Annotated in this window: 20 protein-coding genes; 12 read left to right on the top strand and 8 right to left on the bottom strand. The window is 61.1% G+C overall.

Annotation, left to right across the window (positions count from 1 at the left end):
• Positions 1-5: 5 nt before the first annotated feature.
• On the bottom strand, positions 6-389 hold the full coding sequence (locus tag ACKFRY_RS11560; RefSeq protein WP_150850784.1) for a hypothetical protein: 384 nt from the start codon (positions 387-389) through the stop codon (positions 6-8).
• Between the two features lie 176 nt (positions 390-565).
• Between ACKFRY_RS11560 and ACKFRY_RS11555 the strand changes: the two genes are divergently transcribed.
• From ACKFRY_RS11555 to ACKFRY_RS11545, 3 genes are read left to right on the top strand one after another with little or no spacing between them, the layout of a single operon-like run.
• Positions 566-976 (top strand): HAD-IA family hydrolase, encoded by a 411-nt coding sequence (locus tag ACKFRY_RS11555; RefSeq protein WP_150850785.1) that lies wholly within the window; start codon positions 566-568, stop codon positions 974-976.
• Entirely contained in the window at positions 976-1491 is a 516-nt protein-coding gene (locus tag ACKFRY_RS11550) for a DUF6912 family protein (protein WP_150850786.1), read from the top strand. Before ACKFRY_RS11555 ends, ACKFRY_RS11550 begins: the two co-directional genes overlap by 1 nt.
• A gap of 17 nt (positions 1492-1508) precedes the next feature.
• Positions 1509-1757: a hypothetical protein gene (locus ACKFRY_RS11545; protein WP_408921423.1), complete on the top strand. Its 249-nt coding sequence runs from the start codon at positions 1509-1511 to the stop codon at positions 1755-1757.
• On the opposite strand, the gene rsgA is transcribed toward ACKFRY_RS11545, so the two are convergent.
• Both rsgA and aroA read right to left on the bottom strand, forming a co-directional pair.
• Complete coding sequence (gene rsgA / locus ACKFRY_RS11540) at positions 1754-2779, bottom strand: ribosome small subunit-dependent GTPase A (RefSeq protein ID WP_408921422.1); 1026 nt, start codon at positions 2777-2779, stop codon at positions 1754-1756. The two genes, ACKFRY_RS11545 and rsgA, sit on opposite strands and share 4 nt — an antisense overlap.
• The gene (gene aroA / locus ACKFRY_RS11535) at positions 2772-4073 is read right to left on the bottom strand and encodes a 3-phosphoshikimate 1-carboxyvinyltransferase (RefSeq protein WP_408922887.1); all 1302 of its coding nucleotides are present in this window, start codon (positions 4071-4073) and stop codon (positions 2772-2774) included. Before aroA ends, rsgA begins: the two co-directional genes overlap by 8 nt.
• Between aroA and ACKFRY_RS11530 the strand changes: the two genes are divergently transcribed.
• The gene (locus tag ACKFRY_RS11530) at positions 4072-4719 is read left to right on the top strand and encodes an SOS response-associated peptidase (RefSeq protein WP_150850790.1); all 648 of its coding nucleotides are present in this window, start codon (positions 4072-4074) and stop codon (positions 4717-4719) included. The two genes, aroA and ACKFRY_RS11530, sit on opposite strands and share 2 nt — an antisense overlap.
• Here the strand turns inward: ACKFRY_RS11530 and ybaK are convergent.
• Entirely contained in the window at positions 4705-5208 is a 504-nt protein-coding gene (gene ybaK, locus ACKFRY_RS11525; protein ID WP_408919129.1) for a Cys-tRNA(Pro) deacylase, read from the bottom strand. The genes ACKFRY_RS11530 and ybaK overlap by 15 nt on opposite strands.
• A gap of 37 nt (positions 5209-5245) precedes the next feature.
• Between ybaK and ACKFRY_RS11520 the strand changes: the two genes are divergently transcribed.
• Entirely contained in the window at positions 5246-5848 is a 603-nt protein-coding gene (locus ACKFRY_RS11520; protein WP_408919128.1) for a sigma-70 family RNA polymerase sigma factor, read from the top strand.
• Positions 5848-6120 carry an anti-sigma factor gene (locus ACKFRY_RS11515; RefSeq protein ID WP_198492673.1) on the top strand — a complete coding sequence of 91 codons (273 nt, stop codon included), beginning with the start codon at positions 5848-5850 and terminating at the stop codon, positions 6118-6120. Before ACKFRY_RS11520 ends, ACKFRY_RS11515 begins: the two co-directional genes overlap by 1 nt.
• Positions 6121-6386: 266 nt before the next feature.
• On the opposite strand, the gene ACKFRY_RS11510 is transcribed toward ACKFRY_RS11515, so the two are convergent.
• Both ACKFRY_RS11510 and ACKFRY_RS11505 read right to left on the bottom strand, forming a co-directional pair.
• The gene (locus ACKFRY_RS11510; RefSeq protein ID WP_100067784.1) at positions 6387-6461 is read right to left on the bottom strand and encodes a 50S ribosomal protein bL37; all 75 of its coding nucleotides are present in this window, start codon (positions 6459-6461) and stop codon (positions 6387-6389) included.
• Positions 6462-6544: 83 nt separating this feature from the next.
• Positions 6545-6805 carry a WhiB family transcriptional regulator gene (locus tag ACKFRY_RS11505; RefSeq protein WP_005322377.1) on the bottom strand — a complete coding sequence of 87 codons (261 nt, stop codon included), beginning with the start codon at positions 6803-6805 and terminating at the stop codon, positions 6545-6547.
• A 497-nt stretch (positions 6806-7302) separates the two neighbouring features.
• On the opposite strand from ACKFRY_RS11505, the gene ACKFRY_RS11500 reads away from it, so the two are divergent.
• The gene (locus tag ACKFRY_RS11500) at positions 7303-7791 is read left to right on the top strand and encodes a hypothetical protein (protein ID WP_200436090.1); all 489 of its coding nucleotides are present in this window, start codon (positions 7303-7305) and stop codon (positions 7789-7791) included.
• Positions 7792-7866: 75 nt separating this feature from the next.
• On the opposite strand, the gene ACKFRY_RS11495 is transcribed toward ACKFRY_RS11500, so the two are convergent.
• Positions 7867-9105, bottom strand: a complete 1239-nt coding sequence (locus ACKFRY_RS11495) for a hypothetical protein (protein ID WP_408922886.1) — start codon at positions 9103-9105, stop codon at positions 7867-7869.
• Positions 9102-10427 carry a DEAD/DEAH box helicase gene (locus ACKFRY_RS11490; protein WP_316981684.1) on the bottom strand — a complete coding sequence of 442 codons (1326 nt, stop codon included), beginning with the start codon at positions 10425-10427 and terminating at the stop codon, positions 9102-9104. Before ACKFRY_RS11490 ends, ACKFRY_RS11495 begins: the two co-directional genes overlap by 4 nt.
• A gap of 71 nt (positions 10428-10498) precedes the next feature.
• Here ACKFRY_RS11490 and ACKFRY_RS11485 point away from each other — a divergent pair, with 71 nt between their 5' ends.
• From ACKFRY_RS11485 to ACKFRY_RS11465, 5 genes are all read left to right on the top strand, one after another.
• Positions 10499-10723: a DUF3107 domain-containing protein gene (locus ACKFRY_RS11485; RefSeq protein WP_316981683.1), complete on the top strand. Its 225-nt coding sequence runs from the start codon at positions 10499-10501 to the stop codon at positions 10721-10723.
• A 61-nt stretch (positions 10724-10784) separates the two neighbouring features.
• A complete protein-coding gene (locus ACKFRY_RS11480; protein ID WP_316981682.1) occupies positions 10785-11723 on the top strand; it encodes a DUF3152 domain-containing protein in 939 nt (312 codons plus the stop codon).
• Between the two features lie 9 nt (positions 11724-11732).
• The gene (locus ACKFRY_RS11475; RefSeq protein ID WP_408922885.1) at positions 11733-12518 is read left to right on the top strand and encodes a hypothetical protein; all 786 of its coding nucleotides are present in this window, start codon (positions 11733-11735) and stop codon (positions 12516-12518) included.
• A 32-nt stretch (positions 12519-12550) separates the two neighbouring features.
• Positions 12551-15658, top strand: coding sequence for an ATP-dependent helicase (locus tag ACKFRY_RS11470; protein ID WP_408923432.1), 3108 nt, complete (start codon positions 12551-12553; stop codon positions 15656-15658).
• Complete coding sequence (locus ACKFRY_RS11465; protein ID WP_408922884.1) at positions 15651-18830, top strand: ATP-dependent helicase; 3180 nt, start codon at positions 15651-15653, stop codon at positions 18828-18830. Before ACKFRY_RS11470 ends, ACKFRY_RS11465 begins: the two co-directional genes overlap by 8 nt.
• Positions 18831-18836 lie beyond the last annotated feature (6 nt).

The following is an 18836-nucleotide window of genomic DNA, read 5'->3' as shown; positions in this document are numbered from 1 at the left end:
CTGAGTTAGAGCAAGCGGAACGACGTTAAACCGGTGGGGCTCGCCGAACCCGTAAATGCATGCTGCTGTTGGCCTATGTGGGCGGAACCAAAGTACTCGCCATTGGGCCGCGCGTGCAGGCTGGTCAATTGCAGTCTGTCCGTGGCATAGGGGCTTGTGCGCCGGCGCACCCACGATCCAATGTGCAGGCGGATGGCATCCGAATAGCGCGGTGAATTGAGATGGGCTAGCGGGCGATAGCCGGCGGCTACCTCGAGCGCGAAGACTACCCAGCCTTGGATGCGGTGTTGGGCGGCGACTTCCGCGGACGTCGGCAAGCGGCCATAGTGCACGCGGTGGGGTGCAATGAAGAGTTTGAGGTGCGAGTAGCCAGGAATGGGCTCGTACATGGTGGGGAAGTAGTACTCCTGAATAAGGGCAGGAGGCGGACGCGTGATAATTGTCTCATGCCCGCCCCAACCCCGCCATTTCTGAGGGTTTCCTGAAAGGCGTGGGCGCGAATGAGCGCGCGGTTCGCTATACTCTCGGGGAGTTAAAGAGAATCGTAACCAAAGGATTTAAGTACATGCGTGGTCTAATCGTTGACTATGTCGGCGTCCTCGACGGCACCGAAGAAGACAACCGCCGCTGGAAGGCGCTGCTGGCCGCCGCCAAGGCAAATGGTGCAGCAACCGCCATCCTGTCCAATGACCCAGGCGGACCAGGCGCGGAGCACATCCGCGAGTGGGAGTACCGCGGAAACGTCGACGCAGTCATTCTTTCCGGAGAGGTGGGGGCGGAAAAGCCTGAGGTCGCTGCTTTTCAGGCGGCCGCAGATGCTCTAGAGCTGCCGCTCAATGACTGTGTCATGGTTGATGATTCCATCCTCAACGTGCGCGCCGCCGTGGAATCCGGCATGGTGGGCTTTTTGTACACCAGCTTTGACCGCGTCTCCGTTGAAATCCAGGCAGTCTTCGATATTGAAGGTGAGTTTTAGTGGCTAAAGCCCGCGTTTACATCCCTGCTACCTACGCCATGCTGGCGGAGCTGGAAGAAACCGGCTCGCTGTCCGCGCGCTCCGGCTGGGGTTTCATGGTGACCCCTGCGCTGCAGGAGTTCTATACCGAGGGCGATGAAGAAGAAGTTGCCTACTCGGCATTCCTCGAGGCCTCAATGGCCTCCATGCGCCTTTTGGCCATCGGCGATGAAGAGAAGTTCCCGCACCGCCGCGTGGTTATCTCGGTAGACTTGGATGATTCTGTCCTCACCCCGCGCCCGGATATGGGCGAGCCGGTGGTAGAGCTCAATCCGGCGCAGTTCAGCACGGACGACCTAGCGGCCATCCACGTGGATATTGCGGAGTCCGAGGAAACCACCGCGAAGGCCATCGAGGCTATCGATACCGCAGACTTGGGCGATGAGGATGCGGAGCTGGCCGTGGGCGATGCACTGGATAAGTTCATGGCCTTTTATCATCCCACCGAGCTGCCGTTCCTCGTAGAACTGCTCTAATTACTCAAGGAGAAAATATGACTAAGCGCTTCAAGAACCTCGCTGCGGCCACCGTTACCGCAGGCGCAGCCCTCATCGCCGCGCCGGCCGCCCTGGCAGATACCACCCCAGCTGCAGATGCGGCTGCCGACGCCGTGCCCACCACCCCGTGGCTGGCGCTGCTAGAGACCTCGTCCCAGGGCACCTGGGGCCAGATCCTCGATGTATTCTTCGGCATCGTGGATGGCATTTTGGGTGTTATGGCCGATACCGGCTTCCAATTCTAATTATCCCACTCCACGTTGGTGCGCAGGGCCTCGAGTAGGCCGCGCACCGCGTCGCGCCGCCGCGCACTGGCGGTATCAGGGGGGATAAGCGCAGGGTCATCGAGGCCGCATTCTGGGTCCGCAGGGGGACCCATATGCGTACAACCGCGGGGGCAGTCCTCGATGGCGGCGGCAAGGTCTTCAAAGACGCCAAGCACGTCATCGGCATCCACGTGCGCGAGGCCAAAGGAACGAATGCCGGGGGTATCGATAATCCAGCCGCCGGTGAATGCATCCTCGGCGGGGAGGAGGAGCGCCACCGATTGGGTGGAGGTATGCCTGCCCTTGCCGACGCCCGATACTTCCCCCGTTTCCCTATCCGCATCCGGTACCAGTCGGTTGACCAGGGTGGATTTACCCACGCCGGAATGTCCGATGAGCGCGGTGACGTGGCCGTCGATGTGCTGGCGCACCGCCTCAAGCCCGTCTTCGACGCCGGCTTCCACCACCGTGACGTCGAGGTCGGCGAACTCGGCCGCGAAGGGAGCAGGATCCGTGAGATCGGTCTTGGTCAGGCACAGGATGGGGTGGATATTGCCCACAAACGCAGCGATCAAGGCGCGCTCGACAAACCCGGAGCGCGGCGGCGGATCGGCCACGGCGGTGACGATGAGCATCTGGTCCGCATTCGCCACCACGATGCGCTCATAAGGGTCGGTGTCATCCGCCGTGCGCCGGAGGACGGAGGTGCGCTCTTCCAGCTTCACAATGCGCGCTAGGGTGTCCTTCTTGCCGGAGGTATCGCCCACGACGCCCACGCGGTCGCCCACCTCGATGGCGGTGCGGCCCAGTTCACGGGCGCGCATGGCGGTGACGCGGGGGCCGTCGTCTAGCGCTACGCCCCAGCGCCCGCGGTCCTTGGTGATAACCATGCCGAACTTGGCATTTTTGTGCTTGGGGCGGTCCTTAGTACGCGGCCGCGAGCCCTTGCCGGGGCGCACGCGCACATCGGATTCATCGAAAGAACCGAAACGCCTAGCCATTGCTCTCCTGTTGCTCGGGGTCCACCATCGTCTCCCACATGCGGTCGAAGCCGGGAAGGGTCTTCGCGGTGGTGGCAATGTCTTCTACCTCTACGCCCGGTACCCGCAGGCCGATAATCGCGCCCGCGGTGGCCATGCGGTGATCCGCGTAGCACGGCCACTCCCCGCCGTGGAGAGGGGCGGGGTCGATGTGTAGGCCGTCGGCAAGCTCGGTGACCTTGCCGCCGAGGGCGTTGATATTATCCGCCAGCGCCTTCAAACGGTCGGTCTCGTGCCCGCGCAGGTGCGCAATGCCGGTCAGGGTAGAGGGGGTGTCCGCCAGGGCGCACAATGCCGCGACGGTGGGGGTGAGCTCGCCAATATCGCCCATATTGCGCTCGATTCCCTGCAGCGCGCCGCCCTTGGTGCCCTTCGCGGTGACAAAGCCCGGCTCTTGGGTGACCATGACACCCATATCCACCAGAATATGGCGAATGGCGTCGCCCGGCTGGGTGGTATTGGCAGGCCAGCGCTTAATGGTCACCCGGCCGCCGGTGACGGCAGCGGCGGCAAGGAAGGGCGTGGCATTGGAGAGATCCGGCTCGATTGCCCATTCCCGCCCGGCAATCGGGCCAGGATGCACGGTCCAGGTATTCTCGCCGGAATCCACGCGTACGCCGGCTTGGCGCAGCATGCCTACGGTCATCTCCACGTGCGGCATGGACGGCAGGGGGCCACCCTCGTGGGTGACGGTGATGCCCTTGGCAAAGCGCGCACCGGCCAGCAGGAGTCCGGAGACGAACTGCGAGGAGCCAGAGGCGTCGATAGTAACCTCGCCGCCTTCCGGTACCCCGTGCGAGCGGACGGTAAAGGGAAGGCTATCGCCGTCCACCTCGACGCCAAGCTGGCGCAGTGCGTCCAGGGTGGTGGACATGGGGCGGGCGTAGGCCTGCTCGTCGCCGTCGACAAGCACGGCGCCGTCCGCCAGGGCCGCAACCGGCGGGATAAAGCGCATAACGGTGCCGGCCAGGCCGCAGTCCACCGTGGCACCCTTAAGCGGGCCTGGGGCGACGTGGATATCCTCGCCCTCGTGCTCGAAGCGCACGCCCATAGATTCCAGGGCTTTTTCCATCAGCTGCGAATCGCGTGAGACGAGCGGCGCGCGCAGGGTAGAAGGGCCATCGGCCAACGCCGCCAGAATGAAGGCGCGGTTGGTAATAGACTTCGAGCCCGGTACGTGCTGGGCCCACGTAATGGGGCCTGCCGCTTGCGGGGCGGACCAAGGTTGAGACATATCGTCCATAATAGAGGGCATGTGCGGAAGATTCGTTCTTTTTACCGAGTCCCTTCTCGATGAAGTGGGCGCACTGCCCGGAGTTACTGAGGTCCACGCCCCACAAGGCACCCCAGGCCCGCGCTACAATATTGCGCCCACCCAGCCGGTGGCGATAGTGCGCGTGCGCGAAAGCCTCGCCCAGGTCGACCCTGCGCGGTGGGCACTGCTGCCGCACTGGAAGAAGGACCTGGACGGCCCGCCGCTGTTTAACGCCCGGGCGGAGACGGTGGCCAGCAAGCCCTCCTTCCGGCATGCCTTTAAGGGGCAGCGCTGCCTTATCCCCATGAACGGCTACTACGAATGGCATCAAGAAGAAGGCGGCAAGCAGCCCTATTACGTCCGCGCGGAAGAGGGCCTGTTGTGGGCGGCGGGCCTGTGGGACACCGGCCTAGACCGCCTGTCCGCCACGATTGTCACCACTGCAGCGACGGAAGAAATGGAGTGGCTGCACCACCGCCTGCCGCGGTTCTTGGCGGCCGAAGAAATGCGTACCTGGCTGGAGGGCAGCCCCGAAGAGGCCGCTGAGCTGCTCTTGCCGACGCCACTGCGTGGCTTTCACACCCACCCCGCCGACAAGGCTGTGGGCAGCGTATCCAACGATTATCCGGAGCTACTCGGCGAGTAGATCGGCAAAGCTAGCAGAGCACAGCTCTGCGAGGTCCTCCGCATTGAGCTCGATATCCAGCCCGCGGCGCCCGCCGGAAATAAAGACGGTATCGAAAAGCACGGCGGTTTCCTCAATGACCGTGGGCAGCGCGTTCTTCTGGCCCAGCGGGGAAATGCCGCCGGGAATATATCCGGATGACTTGGACGCGTCATGCGGATCCGCCATGGCGGCCTTAGAAACGCCGTGGGCGGCCGCGGCCTTCTTGAGGCTCAGGTGGTGGGTGGTAGGGATTACGCACACCGCCAACTTCCGCTTGGGCCCTTTGCCTGCCGTTAAATCGATGACCAGGGTTTTGAGCACGCGTTCCGGCTCTACCTCGAGGGCCGCCGCGGCGTGATCGCCGAAGTGATCCTTGCCCGCCTCAAAGGTGTACACATGGTGGTCTACGCCGGCGTCTTCCATGACTTTGAGCGCTGGGGTGGCTGCATGCGGGGACTTTTTGGACATGACTGGGATTCTAACGCTACGCGTTAGGATAGAAATTGTGGCTAAAGAAACAATCAGCGAAAAGGAGCTGCAGCGCCGCTTCGAAGCGGAAGCGCTGCCCCTGCTAGACCAGCTCTACGGCGGTGCCCTGCGCATGACGCGCAACCCGCAAGATGCTGAGGACCTCGTGCAGGAGACCTACCTCAAGGCCTATAAGTCCTTTCATTCCTTCAAGGAAGGTACAAACCTTAAGGCTTGGCTGTATCGCATCATGACCAATAACTACATCAACTCCTACCGCAAGGCGAAGCGCCGGCCCACGGAGTCCTCGGCCGATGACCTGAGCGATTTTCAGCTTTATACCACCGCGGGACACGATTCCACTGGCCTGGAATCCGCCGAGGTAGCTGCGCTTAAGGACATGCCAAACGCCACCATTTCAGAGGCCATGAATGACCTGCCCGATGACTACCGGATGGTGGTGTACTACGCGGATGTAGAGGGCTTGGCGTATAAAGAGATTGCAGAAATCATGGATACTCCGCTGGGCACGGTGATGTCCCGGTTGCACCGGGGAAGAAAATTGCTCCGGAAAGCGTTGAAAGACGTGGCACGAGAACAAGGCATTGGATTAGAACACCCAGACATGGAGGAGAAGTAATGGACCGCGCAACGGAACACAACTGTGGTGCGTGTAGCTCCCCAGAGGTACAGGCCCTCCTGTGCGAGCTTCTCGATGAATCGACCACCTATGCCCGCGCGCTCGCTATCCGGGAGCACATCGCCCAGTGCGATTTCTGTCAGCAGCGCCTCGAGAGCGAGGAGATTATCCGCTCCCTGGTGCGCAACTGCTGTAACGGCCAGGCCAAGGCGCCGCAGGCGCTGCGCCGCCGCATTTCGATAGAGATCACCCGCATCGACACGGCGTGGTAGGCACTGTTGCTCACCCGCTGTGGTGGGGTCTGGTCTCATGATCTTCCAACTTTTTGCTTGAGTCCATACTGATCGGGCCGAATTGAGGGCGGAAGGGCCGAATTGAGACCCCAATGTGTTCAATTCGGCCCGATCACATTGGACTTAAGGCACGGAGAGGTCAAGCGGGGAGCTAGGAGACGACATCGATGTGCGTCTGACATAGCAAAAGCCCGGTTCTACGGTCGAAGTGACCGAGGGAACCGGGCTTTGAGTAATGCTGTGCGTTATGCGCCAGGACGCTTGCCGTGATTAGCGGACTTCTTGCGGCGATCCTTGCGCTTGCGACCACGCTTGCTCATTGCGCACTCCTTCGTTGAGGGTATCTGAACTTTATTCAACTGTAGCGGCTAAGGGCGCCGAAACGAAAATTGGGGGCTGCTTATTAAGCAGAAACGCGGGCGCGGCCACGGCCGCGGTTGCGGCGACGCTTGAGGGCGCGGCGCTCCTCTTCAGAAAGGCCGCCCCAGACGCCGGCGTCTAGGCCGGATTCCAGTGCCCACTTCAGGCAGGAAGAGGCAACAGGGCAACGGTTGCAGACCAGCTTGGCCTTAGCGATTTGGGTAAGTGCAGGACCAGAATTGCCTACTGGGAAGAACAGCTCGGGGTCTTCGTCGCGGCAAACAGCTTCGTGGCGCCAATCCATGATTGATATCTCCTAACAAAAATTCGACAGCAGTAAGCACAAGCGCTTTTCATGAAAATGAAAAGCAACCAATGCCAGGGTGGGTGGTTGTGTGAACTGGTCTGCGTGCAGTGGGGCCCGGTCTCGAGGTCGGGCCAGCGTCGCCGCCGCCAATGGTTCACATTGTGGTTACTTGAAGTTTCCTTCAAGTTAAGAAGAGGTTTACGTCCTCTTTCTTTTTGCTACCCCAGAATCATGACATGTTTACTCAGACTCCGCTAGGGGTAGAGGCGAAATTGTGGTCAACCTCACGTGAATGAAACTAGTGTGGGGGTCATTTAGGTCGACGTATGAGTTGAAAGAAGCCTGTGAGAAACGCGCTGAACTGGCGTATTGTCCCAAAAACATTGAGTGCGGTGACTGAAGAAGCGTCAAATCTACCTGGCTAACCCCTGCCCCCGCGAAACCTGAGTGGCGCACAAGGAAATGGCCTTGACCGGTGAGTAGACTGTGGGTTTGTGTCTAAGCAGAAGAAAAAGCAGGTAAACAAAAAGCAAAGTGTTTCCTCCGCGCAGCCGGCGCGTGAGGAGAAGGCCCAGCAGGGCGCGCCACAGCCGGTCCTCGTGGCTGCAGCGCTCGCCGTGGTTCAGTCCATTGCCGTCATCTGCTTCGGTATCTTCCTGATCGTGCGCGAGGCGACCGGCGCAGAAAATGGTTCCATGGTGTCGGACTCGGGCTCCGGAAGCTTTGTGGGGCTGGGCACCGCACTATTTATCTTTATTGTCTTTGGCTTTGTCATTGTCGGTGCTTGGGCCATGGTCAAGGGAAAGCGCTGGGGTAGGGGAGCCATTATCCTGGTCGAGCTCATCTTGGCAGCGAGCTCCTTCCAGATGTTTAGCGGAGGATCGCCGCTACTTGGTGCGGTGACCTTGGCGAGCGCCGCCGTAGTCATCTTCCTGCTGATGTTCGTTCGTGCTTCCACCGAGTGGGCGGCAGCAAACTTCTAAATTCGCTGCCACGCACACTAAGGGCCGCGCCCCGGGTAAATCCGGAAGGCGCGGCCCTTTCTGTAGTGGAGGGTGTTAATCGGCGCTTAGGCCCACGACCTGATCGCCGCGGGTTTCCACGATGGTGTCGCCCGCCAAGGTGAGATAGACGGGGCCGTGGTAGCTGCCGCGATCAACCGGGATGGTTCGCAGGGGTTTGCCGGTGGACCAATCCATGACAGCAATGCCTTCTTGGGTAGGCACCAACATGTGCTCGTCGACGGCGATGGGGGTGCCGATGGCATCTTCTACTACGTGATCCACTGCGAGGTCGCTCGGCTTGAAGAGATAGAGCCGGGAGCCATCAAACCACGTCATATGGTGCGGAAGATCCGCGGTTGCCGGGGCGAACGGGGAGGCGCCGGCGTCAATGTCTGCAGAAGGCTCCGCCGAAGTAGAGTCCAGCTTTTCGCCCTTATTGTTATAGGACTCGATCGTGGGGTGCGGTCCTGGGCGGTAGACGGCGGCGGCCTTTTGTCCCACAGCGACAAGCCGGGCGCCGTCGGTGGCTATGTCCACATCGGCAGCGATATCGGGCTCACGGGAATCATCAGGGGTGGTGTTTTGGAAACGCAACCAGGTGGTGCCCGGTTTATCGGGGCAGGATTCGGTCAGTGCCAAATTCTCGGTACGGGTGAGGGCGGAGCTAATCGAGCAGTCCTCATGCGGTTGCTTGTCCGGCTCTTGTTTGGCCTCCACATCACCGTATTCCACGGTGCGCACCATATCGGAGCGCCACAGATCAATCCGGTCGGTGGAGACCGTTCCTACCCGGTCATTGGAGGAAACGGGTACTACCTCCTCCGAGCTGACGGCGCTGCGGGTGCTGTCATACTCACCGGTCGCAGCCTCAATTGCCACGGTATCCCCGCAGCCCACGCCGGTTTTATACGACGCCACGATTTTGCCCCACGCTGTTGACAGCGAGCACAGATCCGCGTCCGTGCGCTCATAAGTCCACGCCTCGGAGCCGTCCGGGTTCGTGGCGGTGAGCGTGTGATCGGCGTGCGTGATGGTCAGGCCATGTGCCGAAACCGCCCGGTATTGGCCGGGTACTGGTTCGTTGGGGAGGCTGAAGGACTCGTGGAGGGCCTCGGGGACGTCGGCAAGCGCGGGTGCATCCTTATCCCCAGGAACGGCCGCTTGGCTGAGATGCGCTTGATTAATATTGGCGGTAATAGCCGCCCCGCCGACCGCTATGGCGCAGACCACGGCAATAATGCCGGTAGCCTTCCAATCGGCGGGGGTCGAGCGCAAAATGGGAGCTTTAGTCATCGGCGGCCTCCTCGCCGGCGCCGGGAGCTGCCGCGGCGCGCGGTGGTACGGGTGGGGGATTTCTCGCGGACAGGCACCTGGCCCACGACCTTGGTCTCAGGGCCGACAGTTTCCTCTACCTCCGCGGGGATGTCTAGAGCCTGGGCCAGCTCCGGGGACGTGGAGAACCACTGCGGTGGATTCGGCTCACCCAAATCCAGCTCATCATTAATAACCTGCCATTTGCCCAGCTCATCATAGCCCACCATGGTGATAGCGGTGCCCGTATGGCCGGCGCGCCCCGTGCGGCCAATGCGATGGACAAAGGTCATCGGATCATCCGGAACCTGATAGTTGATGACGTGGGTGACATCATCAACGTCGATGCCGCGGGCGGCAATATCGGTGGCGACCAAGATATCCACCTGGCCGGTGCGGAAGGCATGGAGCGACTTCTCGCGCGACTTTTGCCCCAGATCGCCGTGGACCGCGCCCACGTGGAAGCCGCGCCGGGCAAGATCATCGGCCAACTGGGCGGCCGCGCGCTTGGTGCGAGCGAAGATGATGGTGCGCCCGCGGCCGGAGGACTGCAGGGCGTGGGCGACGACGGCAACCTTATCCATGCGGTGGGCCTGGAAGGTGACCTTGCGAGTGGAGGAATGGGTGAAATCCTGCTCGCCGGATTCGGCGCGGATATGGATGGGCTTTTCCATAAACCGGCGGGCGAGCGTCAAAATTGCGCCCGGCATCGTAGCGGAAAAGAGCATGGTTTGGTGGGCATTGCCATCGAGTGCCTTGAGGATAGCCTCCACCGAGGGCAAAAAGCCCAAATCCAGCATCTCGTCGGCCTCATCGAGCACCAAGATAGCCACGCGATCTAGCTGTAGATTGCCGCGTTCGTGGAGATCGATCAAGCGGCCGGGCGTGCCGATGATGACATCGACGCCCTTGTTGAGCTTTTTGATCTGTTCCTCATAGGGACGGCCGCCGTAAATGGAGGCTAAGCGCACGGGGAGGTGAGCGGCAGCCACCTGCAGGTCCTCGGTGACCTGTTGGGCAAGCTCACGGGTGGGGACCACCACGAGGGCGCGCGGGGTGCCATCGAGCTCGTCGATATCGGCGTCATCAAAAACGCGGTCCAAAAGCGGCACGCCAAAGCCATAGGTCTTGCCCATGCCAGTGCGCGCTTGGCCAATCAAGTCCTGGCCGGATAGTGCGATGGGCAGGGTTAATTCCTGGATTGCAAAAGTACGCGTGATGCCACGAGTGGCGAGACCATCGCAGATTTCGGCCGCAACGCCGAGTTCCGCGAAGCTCGGTGGCTGGGATTTTATGTCAGACACACCTTGATAGTAGCCGGGATGGTTATAGTGGGGCCATTGACAATAAAACTCTAGTTAGAGGAGGAATCTTCATGGATATCAAGTTTGGCTTCGCAGATACCGCTCGCGAGCTGGTCATTAGCGCTGCAGGTGACCAAGCCGAGCTGACGCAGAAGATCAACAGTGCCCTGGCGGATAACTCCACCTTGGAATTGGAAGATGACAAGGGCCGCAAGTACCTCGTGCGCACTGAGCGCGTGGTCTACGTCGAGGTCGGCATTGCCAAAAAGCACGCCGTGGGATTCGCTGGCGCCTAAGGCGAGCGCATAGGGCTGTTGATTCAGCTTTTTTAAATACAAGCGGGTAACCTAAGACCCCATGGAAATAAGGGAGACTCGCCACGCTCACCGGAGCCAGGGCCATACGCCGGACCACCCCAATGCGGTGGTCCGGTTTGCGCGTCAATATGGCTGGTGGCGCGTGGTGGCTATCCCCCTCATGATCGCGCTGACCATTTGGTTCATCGTCGATATCGCCACGGCCTCTTCCTCTGAAGAAAAGGCGGAAGTCACTAGCGAGGCTGCCCCAACGAGTACGGAAAAGGTAGGCCCTGATCCTGCTGACGCTGCAGCGGTGAAGCGGGAAATCAGCGAGATGCCGCCCGGTGGCTCCTATACCAAGCAGGGCAAGGGCACCTTCCACGAGGTAGGCGAGCCTGGCGCCGTCGCGGGTAAGGGTGGCGAGCACAAGGTGCGCTATTCCATCGAGGTGGAAGATGGCCTGAACACCGCACCGTATGGGGGCGATGAGTCTTTTGCCGCCATGGTGGAGGCCACCTTGTCTGACCCGCGCGGCTGGACCGCGCATAAGGACTTCGAGTTCGAGCACGTGGCCACTGATGCGGAACCGGATACCCGCATCCAGCTGACTTCGCTCGGCACCGCCGCAGAGCGCTGTGGCGAGAAGATTGAAACGGAAACCTCCTGCCACACCACCATTACGGGCGAGTCCACCACCATTATCAACGAGGCCCGCTGGGTACGCGGCGCCACGCCTTTTGAAGGCGATTTGGGCAATTATCGCCAGTACGTCATCAACCATGAGTTGGGTCATGCCATTGGCTATGCGGCCCACCAGCCGTGTGGCGGCCAAGGCAAGCTGGCGCCGGTCATGATGCAGCAGACCTTGGACCTTAACAACAAGAAATTGCACGATCGCAATCCCAGCGAGGTCTATCCTGATGAGGACGTGACCTGCTCACCAAACCCGTGGCCTTATCCGAATCCGGATAATAAGGATCCCCACCAACCCGAATAGGAGTTAAGGATGCCGCTTCCCCCAGAGCATGTGTTAAGCGCCTTCCACGCGGAAACCGGTGCCACTGGTACCCGCCGCGCGCAGGGCGATCAATTGGGCCCGGTGTGGGATAACGGCATCAAGGTGGGCGACGTGGTCTATTCCCAGGCCGGTCCGTTTGCCGCCTGGTCCGCTAAGGTGCGCGAGCGCCTCAGCGTGCAGGGGGCCCGCGTTTCCCGGCCGGTACTGTCGAGCGATGGTCGGCACACGGCTGCAGGGTGGAAGGCTACCCAGTTTATTCCTGGCCAAGTACGCGGGCGAATTGATGAAACCGCACAGATGGCGTTGCGCTTGGATGCGGCTATAGCCGAAGTACCCCTTCCCAACGGGCAGCGCAGCGATGCCTTCGCCCGCGCCGAGCGCGCCGCCTGGGAGGAAACGGGCGAGGCTTATCGCCCAGCCCTGCTTGCCGACGTCCCCCTTATCCCCGCCCACACCGCTCTTCTCACCACCACGGTTTACCACGGCTCCAACCCGCCGGGCATTGTGGACATTGTACCGAGCGAATCCCCGCGCCCAGCCGGCTGGACGGCCGCTTTGGTTATTGTGGATGGGCTTATTGGCCAAGCGGTCGATGATGGGATCTGTCAGCGCTTTAGTCATGTGCCCGGTATGCCGGAATTGCTTTTGCGCGCTGTGTCGTATCGCCGTTATGTCAATGACCTGCACTCCGCGTCGCGTTCAAACACGCGTTCGCATATTGAACGGGTGGAGCAGCATCTGGTGTCGCGGGCATCTGCCATACTGGAGCGGTGAGTTACGACCCCCATTCCACCGCGCGTGCGGGAGTGGTCCTTCCACCGTCCCCGCAGGTGCGCCTTGTTCCCCGTACCCAGTCCGCCACGACCCGCAGTTGGCCTGTTGACCTGCCCGAATCCGGTACCTGGAAGGTAACCGGTGCCGCCGGTACCGGTGTGTCCAGCTTCCTTATCGATACCGTCATTCATGCCTTGGATAAAGCCCGTCAGACCGGCGCGGATCCCTCCGGCATCCTGGTTATCGCTCCCTCGAAGGAATCCGGCGCCCGGCTGCGCCGCGAGCTCTCTGAGCGGCTCGAGGATTACGCCGCACAGACCTCCATGGTGAGTTCCGTACACTCCCTAGCATTCGCGTTGCTGCGCACAGCGGCCGAGGAGGAGCTGCGACTTATTACCGGTGCGGAGCAGGACGCCGTCATCCGCGAGCTGCTCACTGGCCAAGCAGAAGACGGGCATGGCTCGTGGCCCGCGGAGATGCGGCCCGCACTGGAATATGTGGGCTTCGCCCGGCAGCTGCGCGATTTCCTTTTGCGCTCCATTGAACGCGGCCTGGGCCCGGGCGACCTAGAGCGCCTCGGTGCCGAGCACGGCCGCCCCATGTGGTCCGCGGCGGGTGAATTCCTGCGCGAGTACGAACGCGTGCAGCTCCTTTCCCGCGCCCATTCCTATTCCGCTGCGGAATTGGTTACCGCGGTTCTTCAGCGCCCCCAGCTACTGCGCGAGCACCCCTTCCACACCATCATTGTCGATGATGCGCAATTGCTCGACCCCACCGCAGGCAAGCTCATTCGCGACATGGCCCCGCAGGCGGATCTCGTGGTGGTAGGCGGCGATGCCGATCAATCCGTCTTTGCCTTCCGCGGTGCTAGCTCGCGTTTCCTGCGGGATTTCCCAGCTGACCACGACATCGAGCTCACCGAGCCCCACCGCACACCCGCTCCGGCGTGCATCTCCATTGTGGATTCGGACGGCAGTCTGCGTGACGTCGTAGCCAATACCGTGCGGCGCCGTCACTTAGAAGACGGCGTGCCTTGGCGGGATATCGCCGTCATCGTTCGTTCAACCGGTGATATCGGGCAGATGCGCCGCACCCTTTTGGCCGCCGGCGTGCCCGTGCACATTAGCCCTACCGACGTCGTCTTGGCCGAACAGCGTTTGGTTTCCGCCGTGCTGCTCGCCCTGCGTGCCTTGGAGGAAGACCTATCAAACTCGGAGTTGGAAGAATTGCTCACCGGCCCCGTGGGTGGCGCCGATCCCGTCACCCTGCGCCGCCTTATCCGTGGTCTGCGCCGCTGGGATTCCACCACCCGGGGCATCGATAGCCTTCGCGGTCTTCTCTATGGCGAGCTCCCAGATTTTAATGGGCAACTTACTGAGCGCGAATACTCCATTCTGGAGCGTGTACGCGCGGTTCTAAGCGCCGGCCGGGACGCACTCGCCTCTGGCGCCTCGGTAGAGGAGACCCTCTGGGCCGTGTGGAGTGCAACCGAGCTCGATAACCGCCTGCAGGCTTCGGCGCTGCGCGGTGGTGCGACCGGCTCGCAGGCCGACCGCGACTTGGATGCAATGATGGCGCTTTTTGACGCCGCAGGCGACTACGTCGAGCGCCGCCCTGATTCCTCGCTGCGCGCCTTCCTGACGCATATCACCGAACAGGAACTTCCCACCGGTGTGCGTGACCGCCGCACCGCTATTCCGCAGGCAGTAGAGATCCTGACTGCACACGGCGCCGTGGGCCGTGAATGGGATACCGTCATTGTGGCCGGCGCACAGGAGGGAAGCTGGCCTTCGCTAGGGGAGACTGGCTCCATCTTTGGGCAGGAAGATCTCATCGATCTCCTCGACCACGATATTGATCCCGATACCCCCGTCAGCCACGTTGCCTCCCGTTTGGCAGAGGAGCGTCGACTCTTCCACGTCGCTACCACCCGCCACCGACAGCGCCTGCTTATTGCCGCTGTGGAAAACCCGGAGGGCGATACGGTCTCTGAGCCTTCGCGCTTCATTAGCGAATTCGCTGGCCGTGGCGTGGACGTGCCTGGTCAAGCTGCGCGTCGGCAAGCAAAGCGGGCGCTGCGCCGCACCCAACTCCCGCGCGAACTGGGCCTCGATGTGCCCGAACCCGCACCCGTGTCATTGCGCGATGGACTCGAGGTGGATCCCCTCGATGTGGCGGTGCTGTCCGTGCCAGCCTTTGTTGCACAATTGCGCCGCGTAGTTACCAATCCGGAATCCAGTGAGGTTGAGCGCAAACAAGCAGCGCGCCAGCTCGCCCGCTTAGCAGCAGCCGATATCCCTGGCGCCCACCCGGAGCAATGGTGGTCTGCGCGCTCCGTTGCGGCTGAAGTGCCGCTGCATACCAGCGGTAGCTTGTCGCCTTCCCGTGTGGAAGCATTGCTCAACTGTCCACTCAAGGCCGTGCTCGGCAATGTGGCTGAGGACCCAAGCACCGAGGAACACCTGCTCCGCGGTACTTTGGCGCACGCCTTCTTTGAAGCCCTTGGCCGCGGCATGGACGCGGAAAAGGCCAAGCTATTGGTGATGGAAGCCTTCGAGCGGATTCAGGACGTACCGCAGTGGCAATTGCGTTTCAAACTCGATGAGTTTTCCACCCTGTTGGACCGCGCCCGGGAATGGGCGTGCCAATCCGAGGTCAATCAAGAGCTTGCCGGTGTGGAAATCCCCGTAGGCGTACGTGTCAGCGAGGAGGTGCGCATCGGCGGCTATATGGACCGTCTGCTTCGCGATGAAGAGGGCAATTACCTGGTGGTGGACCTCAAGACGGGCAGAAGCAAGCCGGCTAAGAAAGAGGGCGAGGACCATGTGCAGCTGATGACCTATCAGCTTGCGCTTGCCCATGGCGCATTTGACGGCCACCAGGTTCACGACGGCGAAGGCATGCCGCGCCAGGGCGGTGTGCTGGTGTATCCGGGCGCGACCACCAAGAAGATTGGTGAGATTTGGCAAAGCGATAAGTCGCCGGAAGCCCTGGAAGAATTCGCCGCACTTCTGCCCCCGCTGGTGGAGGAGATGCGGGGCCCGCGCATCACTGCGCGCACCAATAAAGACTGCGATAAATGCCCAATTCGCTCCATCTGCCCCGTGCAGGAAGAAGGAAGGATGACCACCGATGCCTAAGAGCAACTTTTCCCCACAGCAGATTGCTGCAGCCTTGGGCAAGAACTTTCCGCCTACCGAGGAACAAGCCCATGTCATCGAAGGCCCCTTTAGCCCCAAACTCGTGGTTGCCGGCGCTGGTGCCGGAAAGACAGAAACCATGGCCTCGCGCGTGGTGTATCTGGTGGCCAATGGTTATGTGCGCCCGGAGCAGGTTCTCGGCCTGACCTTCACCCGTAAGGCCGCGCAACAGCTGGAGCAGCGCATCCGGCGGCAGCTGATTAAATTGCGCGATTCCGGCCTCATCCCACCAGGCGGCGAGGTGGCAGAAGCGTTAGAAAACATTGCGCCGAAGGTAGCTACCTATGACTCCTATGCGGGAGAACTCGTTCGCGAATACGGGCTGTTGGTTCCAGTAGAGCCCACCGCACGCATCATCACCGAGGCCGAGCGCTATTCCTTGGCCTACGATGTGGTGCGCAATTACACCGGCCAGCTGGAAGACGATCGCGCCCTAGCCACGATTACCGAGACCCTGCTGAAATTTAGCCAAGATATCGATAACGGGCTCAAAGACACGAGTCACATCGCCCAGCACGCCCGCGATTTTCGGGCGGACATCGATAACCTCGACAAATCGCAAAAGAATGGCCCCGAATACTCGCAAAAGCTGCTGGAATATATCCAAATACAGGAGCGCCGCGTGCAGTACGTGCCGCTGCTGGAGGCCCTGAAAAAGGAACAATCCGAGCGACAAGTCATCACCTTTGGCGAGCAAATGGCCGTCGCCGCGCGCGTCGCGCGCGACCATCCTGTGGTGGGAAAGCAGCAGTCCCAGCGCTATAAGGTCGTCATGCTAGACGAGTACCAAGACACCTCCTATGCCCAGCGCGTGCTTCTCCGCAGCCTGTTCGGAGGGGACCAAGAGGACCTGTCGGTTACGGCCGTGGGCGATCCAATGCAGGCCATCTACGGGTGGCGTGGTGCGACCTCTGAAAATCTCACTGCCTTCGTGGAAGACTTCCCAGTTGCGCCGGGCACATCCGCCCCGAAGGACCAGTTGACCACCTCTTGGCGCAACCCCTCTGGCGCGCTGGATTTGGCAAACTTAGTGGCTGAGGAGGTATTCGAGGGAGGTGAACGCCCCGTAGATGCGCTCTCAGCCGCACCGCACAAGGGCGAAGGTGAGATTCAGCTGGCTTACTTTGACAGCGAAGCTCGCGAGCGCGAGTTCGTCGCCGAGTACCTGAAGGAGCAGTGGGAAAAGCGCGAGGGAGATACCTTCAGTGCGGCGGTTTTGGTGCGTAAAAATAGGCACTCCGCACCCATCGCTGCGGCCCTGGACAAAGCGGGCGTACCCAATGAAATCATTGGTCTCGGTGGCCTGCTGTGGCAGCCAGAAATCCAGGACCTTGTAGCTATTGCCACCATGCTCGTGCGCCCAGAAGATCTGCCTGCGGCCGTGCGCCTGCTCGCGGGCCCCATTTGTGGCCTGGGAATTAGCGATATACAAGCGCTTGCTTCTCGCCAACGAAACCTGGCCGGCGCGAGGGAGGAGCGCTTGCGCTGGGAGCCGGGGATGGACCCAGAAGACTACCTGCGTGCGCAGTTGGAAGACGTCACCGCTGAGGAGCCGGATCAGCGCGTCGGCCTTGCCGACGCCCTGGCCGATCTAGGTGAGAGAGACCGCTATACCCCGCAAGGCCTCGCCCGAATGGAAGAGGTTTCTGCCAAACTGCGACACCTGCGCACCTATTCTCTGTCCAAACCGCTGGTGGATATCTTCGCCGATATTGAAGCATTGTTTAATATCCGCACCGAAGTCCTTGCGCGTGGAAGCGCAGGGGGTGCGACACATCTGGATAAATTTGCCGATATCGTCGCGGGCTTCCACGGTGATTCTTTGTATGCGCTTTTGGACTACTTTGCGTTAGCGCTCGAAAAGGAAGATGGCCTAGACCTTGGCGAGGTTCCCGCGGCCACTGACCGCGTGCAGATTATGACCGCGCACAAGGCCAAGGGCTTGGAATGGGAACACGTCTGCGTGGTGCATGCGGATTCGTCTAGCTATAGTGCGAAAGCAGAGACCTTCCTGACCAGGATCGATAAGGTCCCGGGAGACGATGACTATATTGAGGTCCCGGAGGATGCCCAAAAGCGCTCGCATTTCCAGAACGCCTGCGAGGAGTTTAAGAACGCAGATAGCGCCATCAAGGCGGAAGAATCGGCGCGCCTTTTTTATGTGGCGCTGACGCGTACCGAATCCACCCTGACCATTACCGGTTCGGGCACCAATAACCTCAATGGAAAGAACAAGAAGGCTCCCTATGAATATCTAGAGCGCCTGAAAGAGCAATTCCCGCAGTACGTGGTGGAGTGGTCCGTCCCCGACGAGCCTTCCGAGGATGATTTTGGGGAGAGCGCCCAATTCCCAGCGCTGCAGGCCAGCCCAGAGGCAGTCGCCGGTGCGGACCTGGTACTTGAAGCTATGGAGGAGCTCCCAGATTTGAGCCGCGGTGAAACCTTTGAGCTGTGGGAGCAGGAAGCTGGCGCGCTCATTGAGGAGTACAAGGCGCTGCAACAGCCGGTGGTAGACGTTGAGCTACCCAGCGAGCTGACCGCCTCTGACATGGTTGCGCTGCGGGCAGACCCGCTTCAGTTTGCCCGCAGGCAACGCCGCCCCGTGCCGTTTAAGCCGAATTCCTATGCCAAGCGCGGTACCGCCTTCCACGCGTGGTTGGAGGACCGCTTCGGCAGCCCGGCACTATTGGGAGAGGAAGAACTTCCAGGTATTGATGAGCCGGAGGACTTCGATTTGGAAGAGCTCAAGGAGGCCTTCCTGAACTCCGAGTGGGCCGAGCGCCAGCCGGAGCACGTGGAGGCGCCCTTTGAAATCACTATTGGTGAGTCCGTGGTGCGCGGGCGCATGGATGCGGTATTCCGCTTGGAGGATGGCACCTGGATGGTGGTGGACTGGAAGACCGGCCGCCCACCCCAGGGAGAAGCCATGGATGCTGCCAAGATACAGCTAGCGGTGTATGCAGAGGCCTGGCGCCGCATCCACGGCGGGGAAAAGATTCGTGCCGCATTTTATTATGTGCACGATGGCTATACCTTCGAGCCTGCCCGCCTGCCGCGTGGGGAAGAGCTGAAGAAACTCCTTGAATCGTCAGTTGAGTACCACAAGGGCTAAGGTATG

Origin of the sequence: Corynebacterium tuberculostearicum (genome assembly GCF_046097255.1) — a bacterium.
Lineage (GTDB): Bacteria > Actinomycetota > Actinomycetes > Mycobacteriales > Mycobacteriaceae > Corynebacterium > Corynebacterium tuberculostearicum_J.
This window is presented reverse-complemented; position numbering and strand designations above follow the sequence as displayed.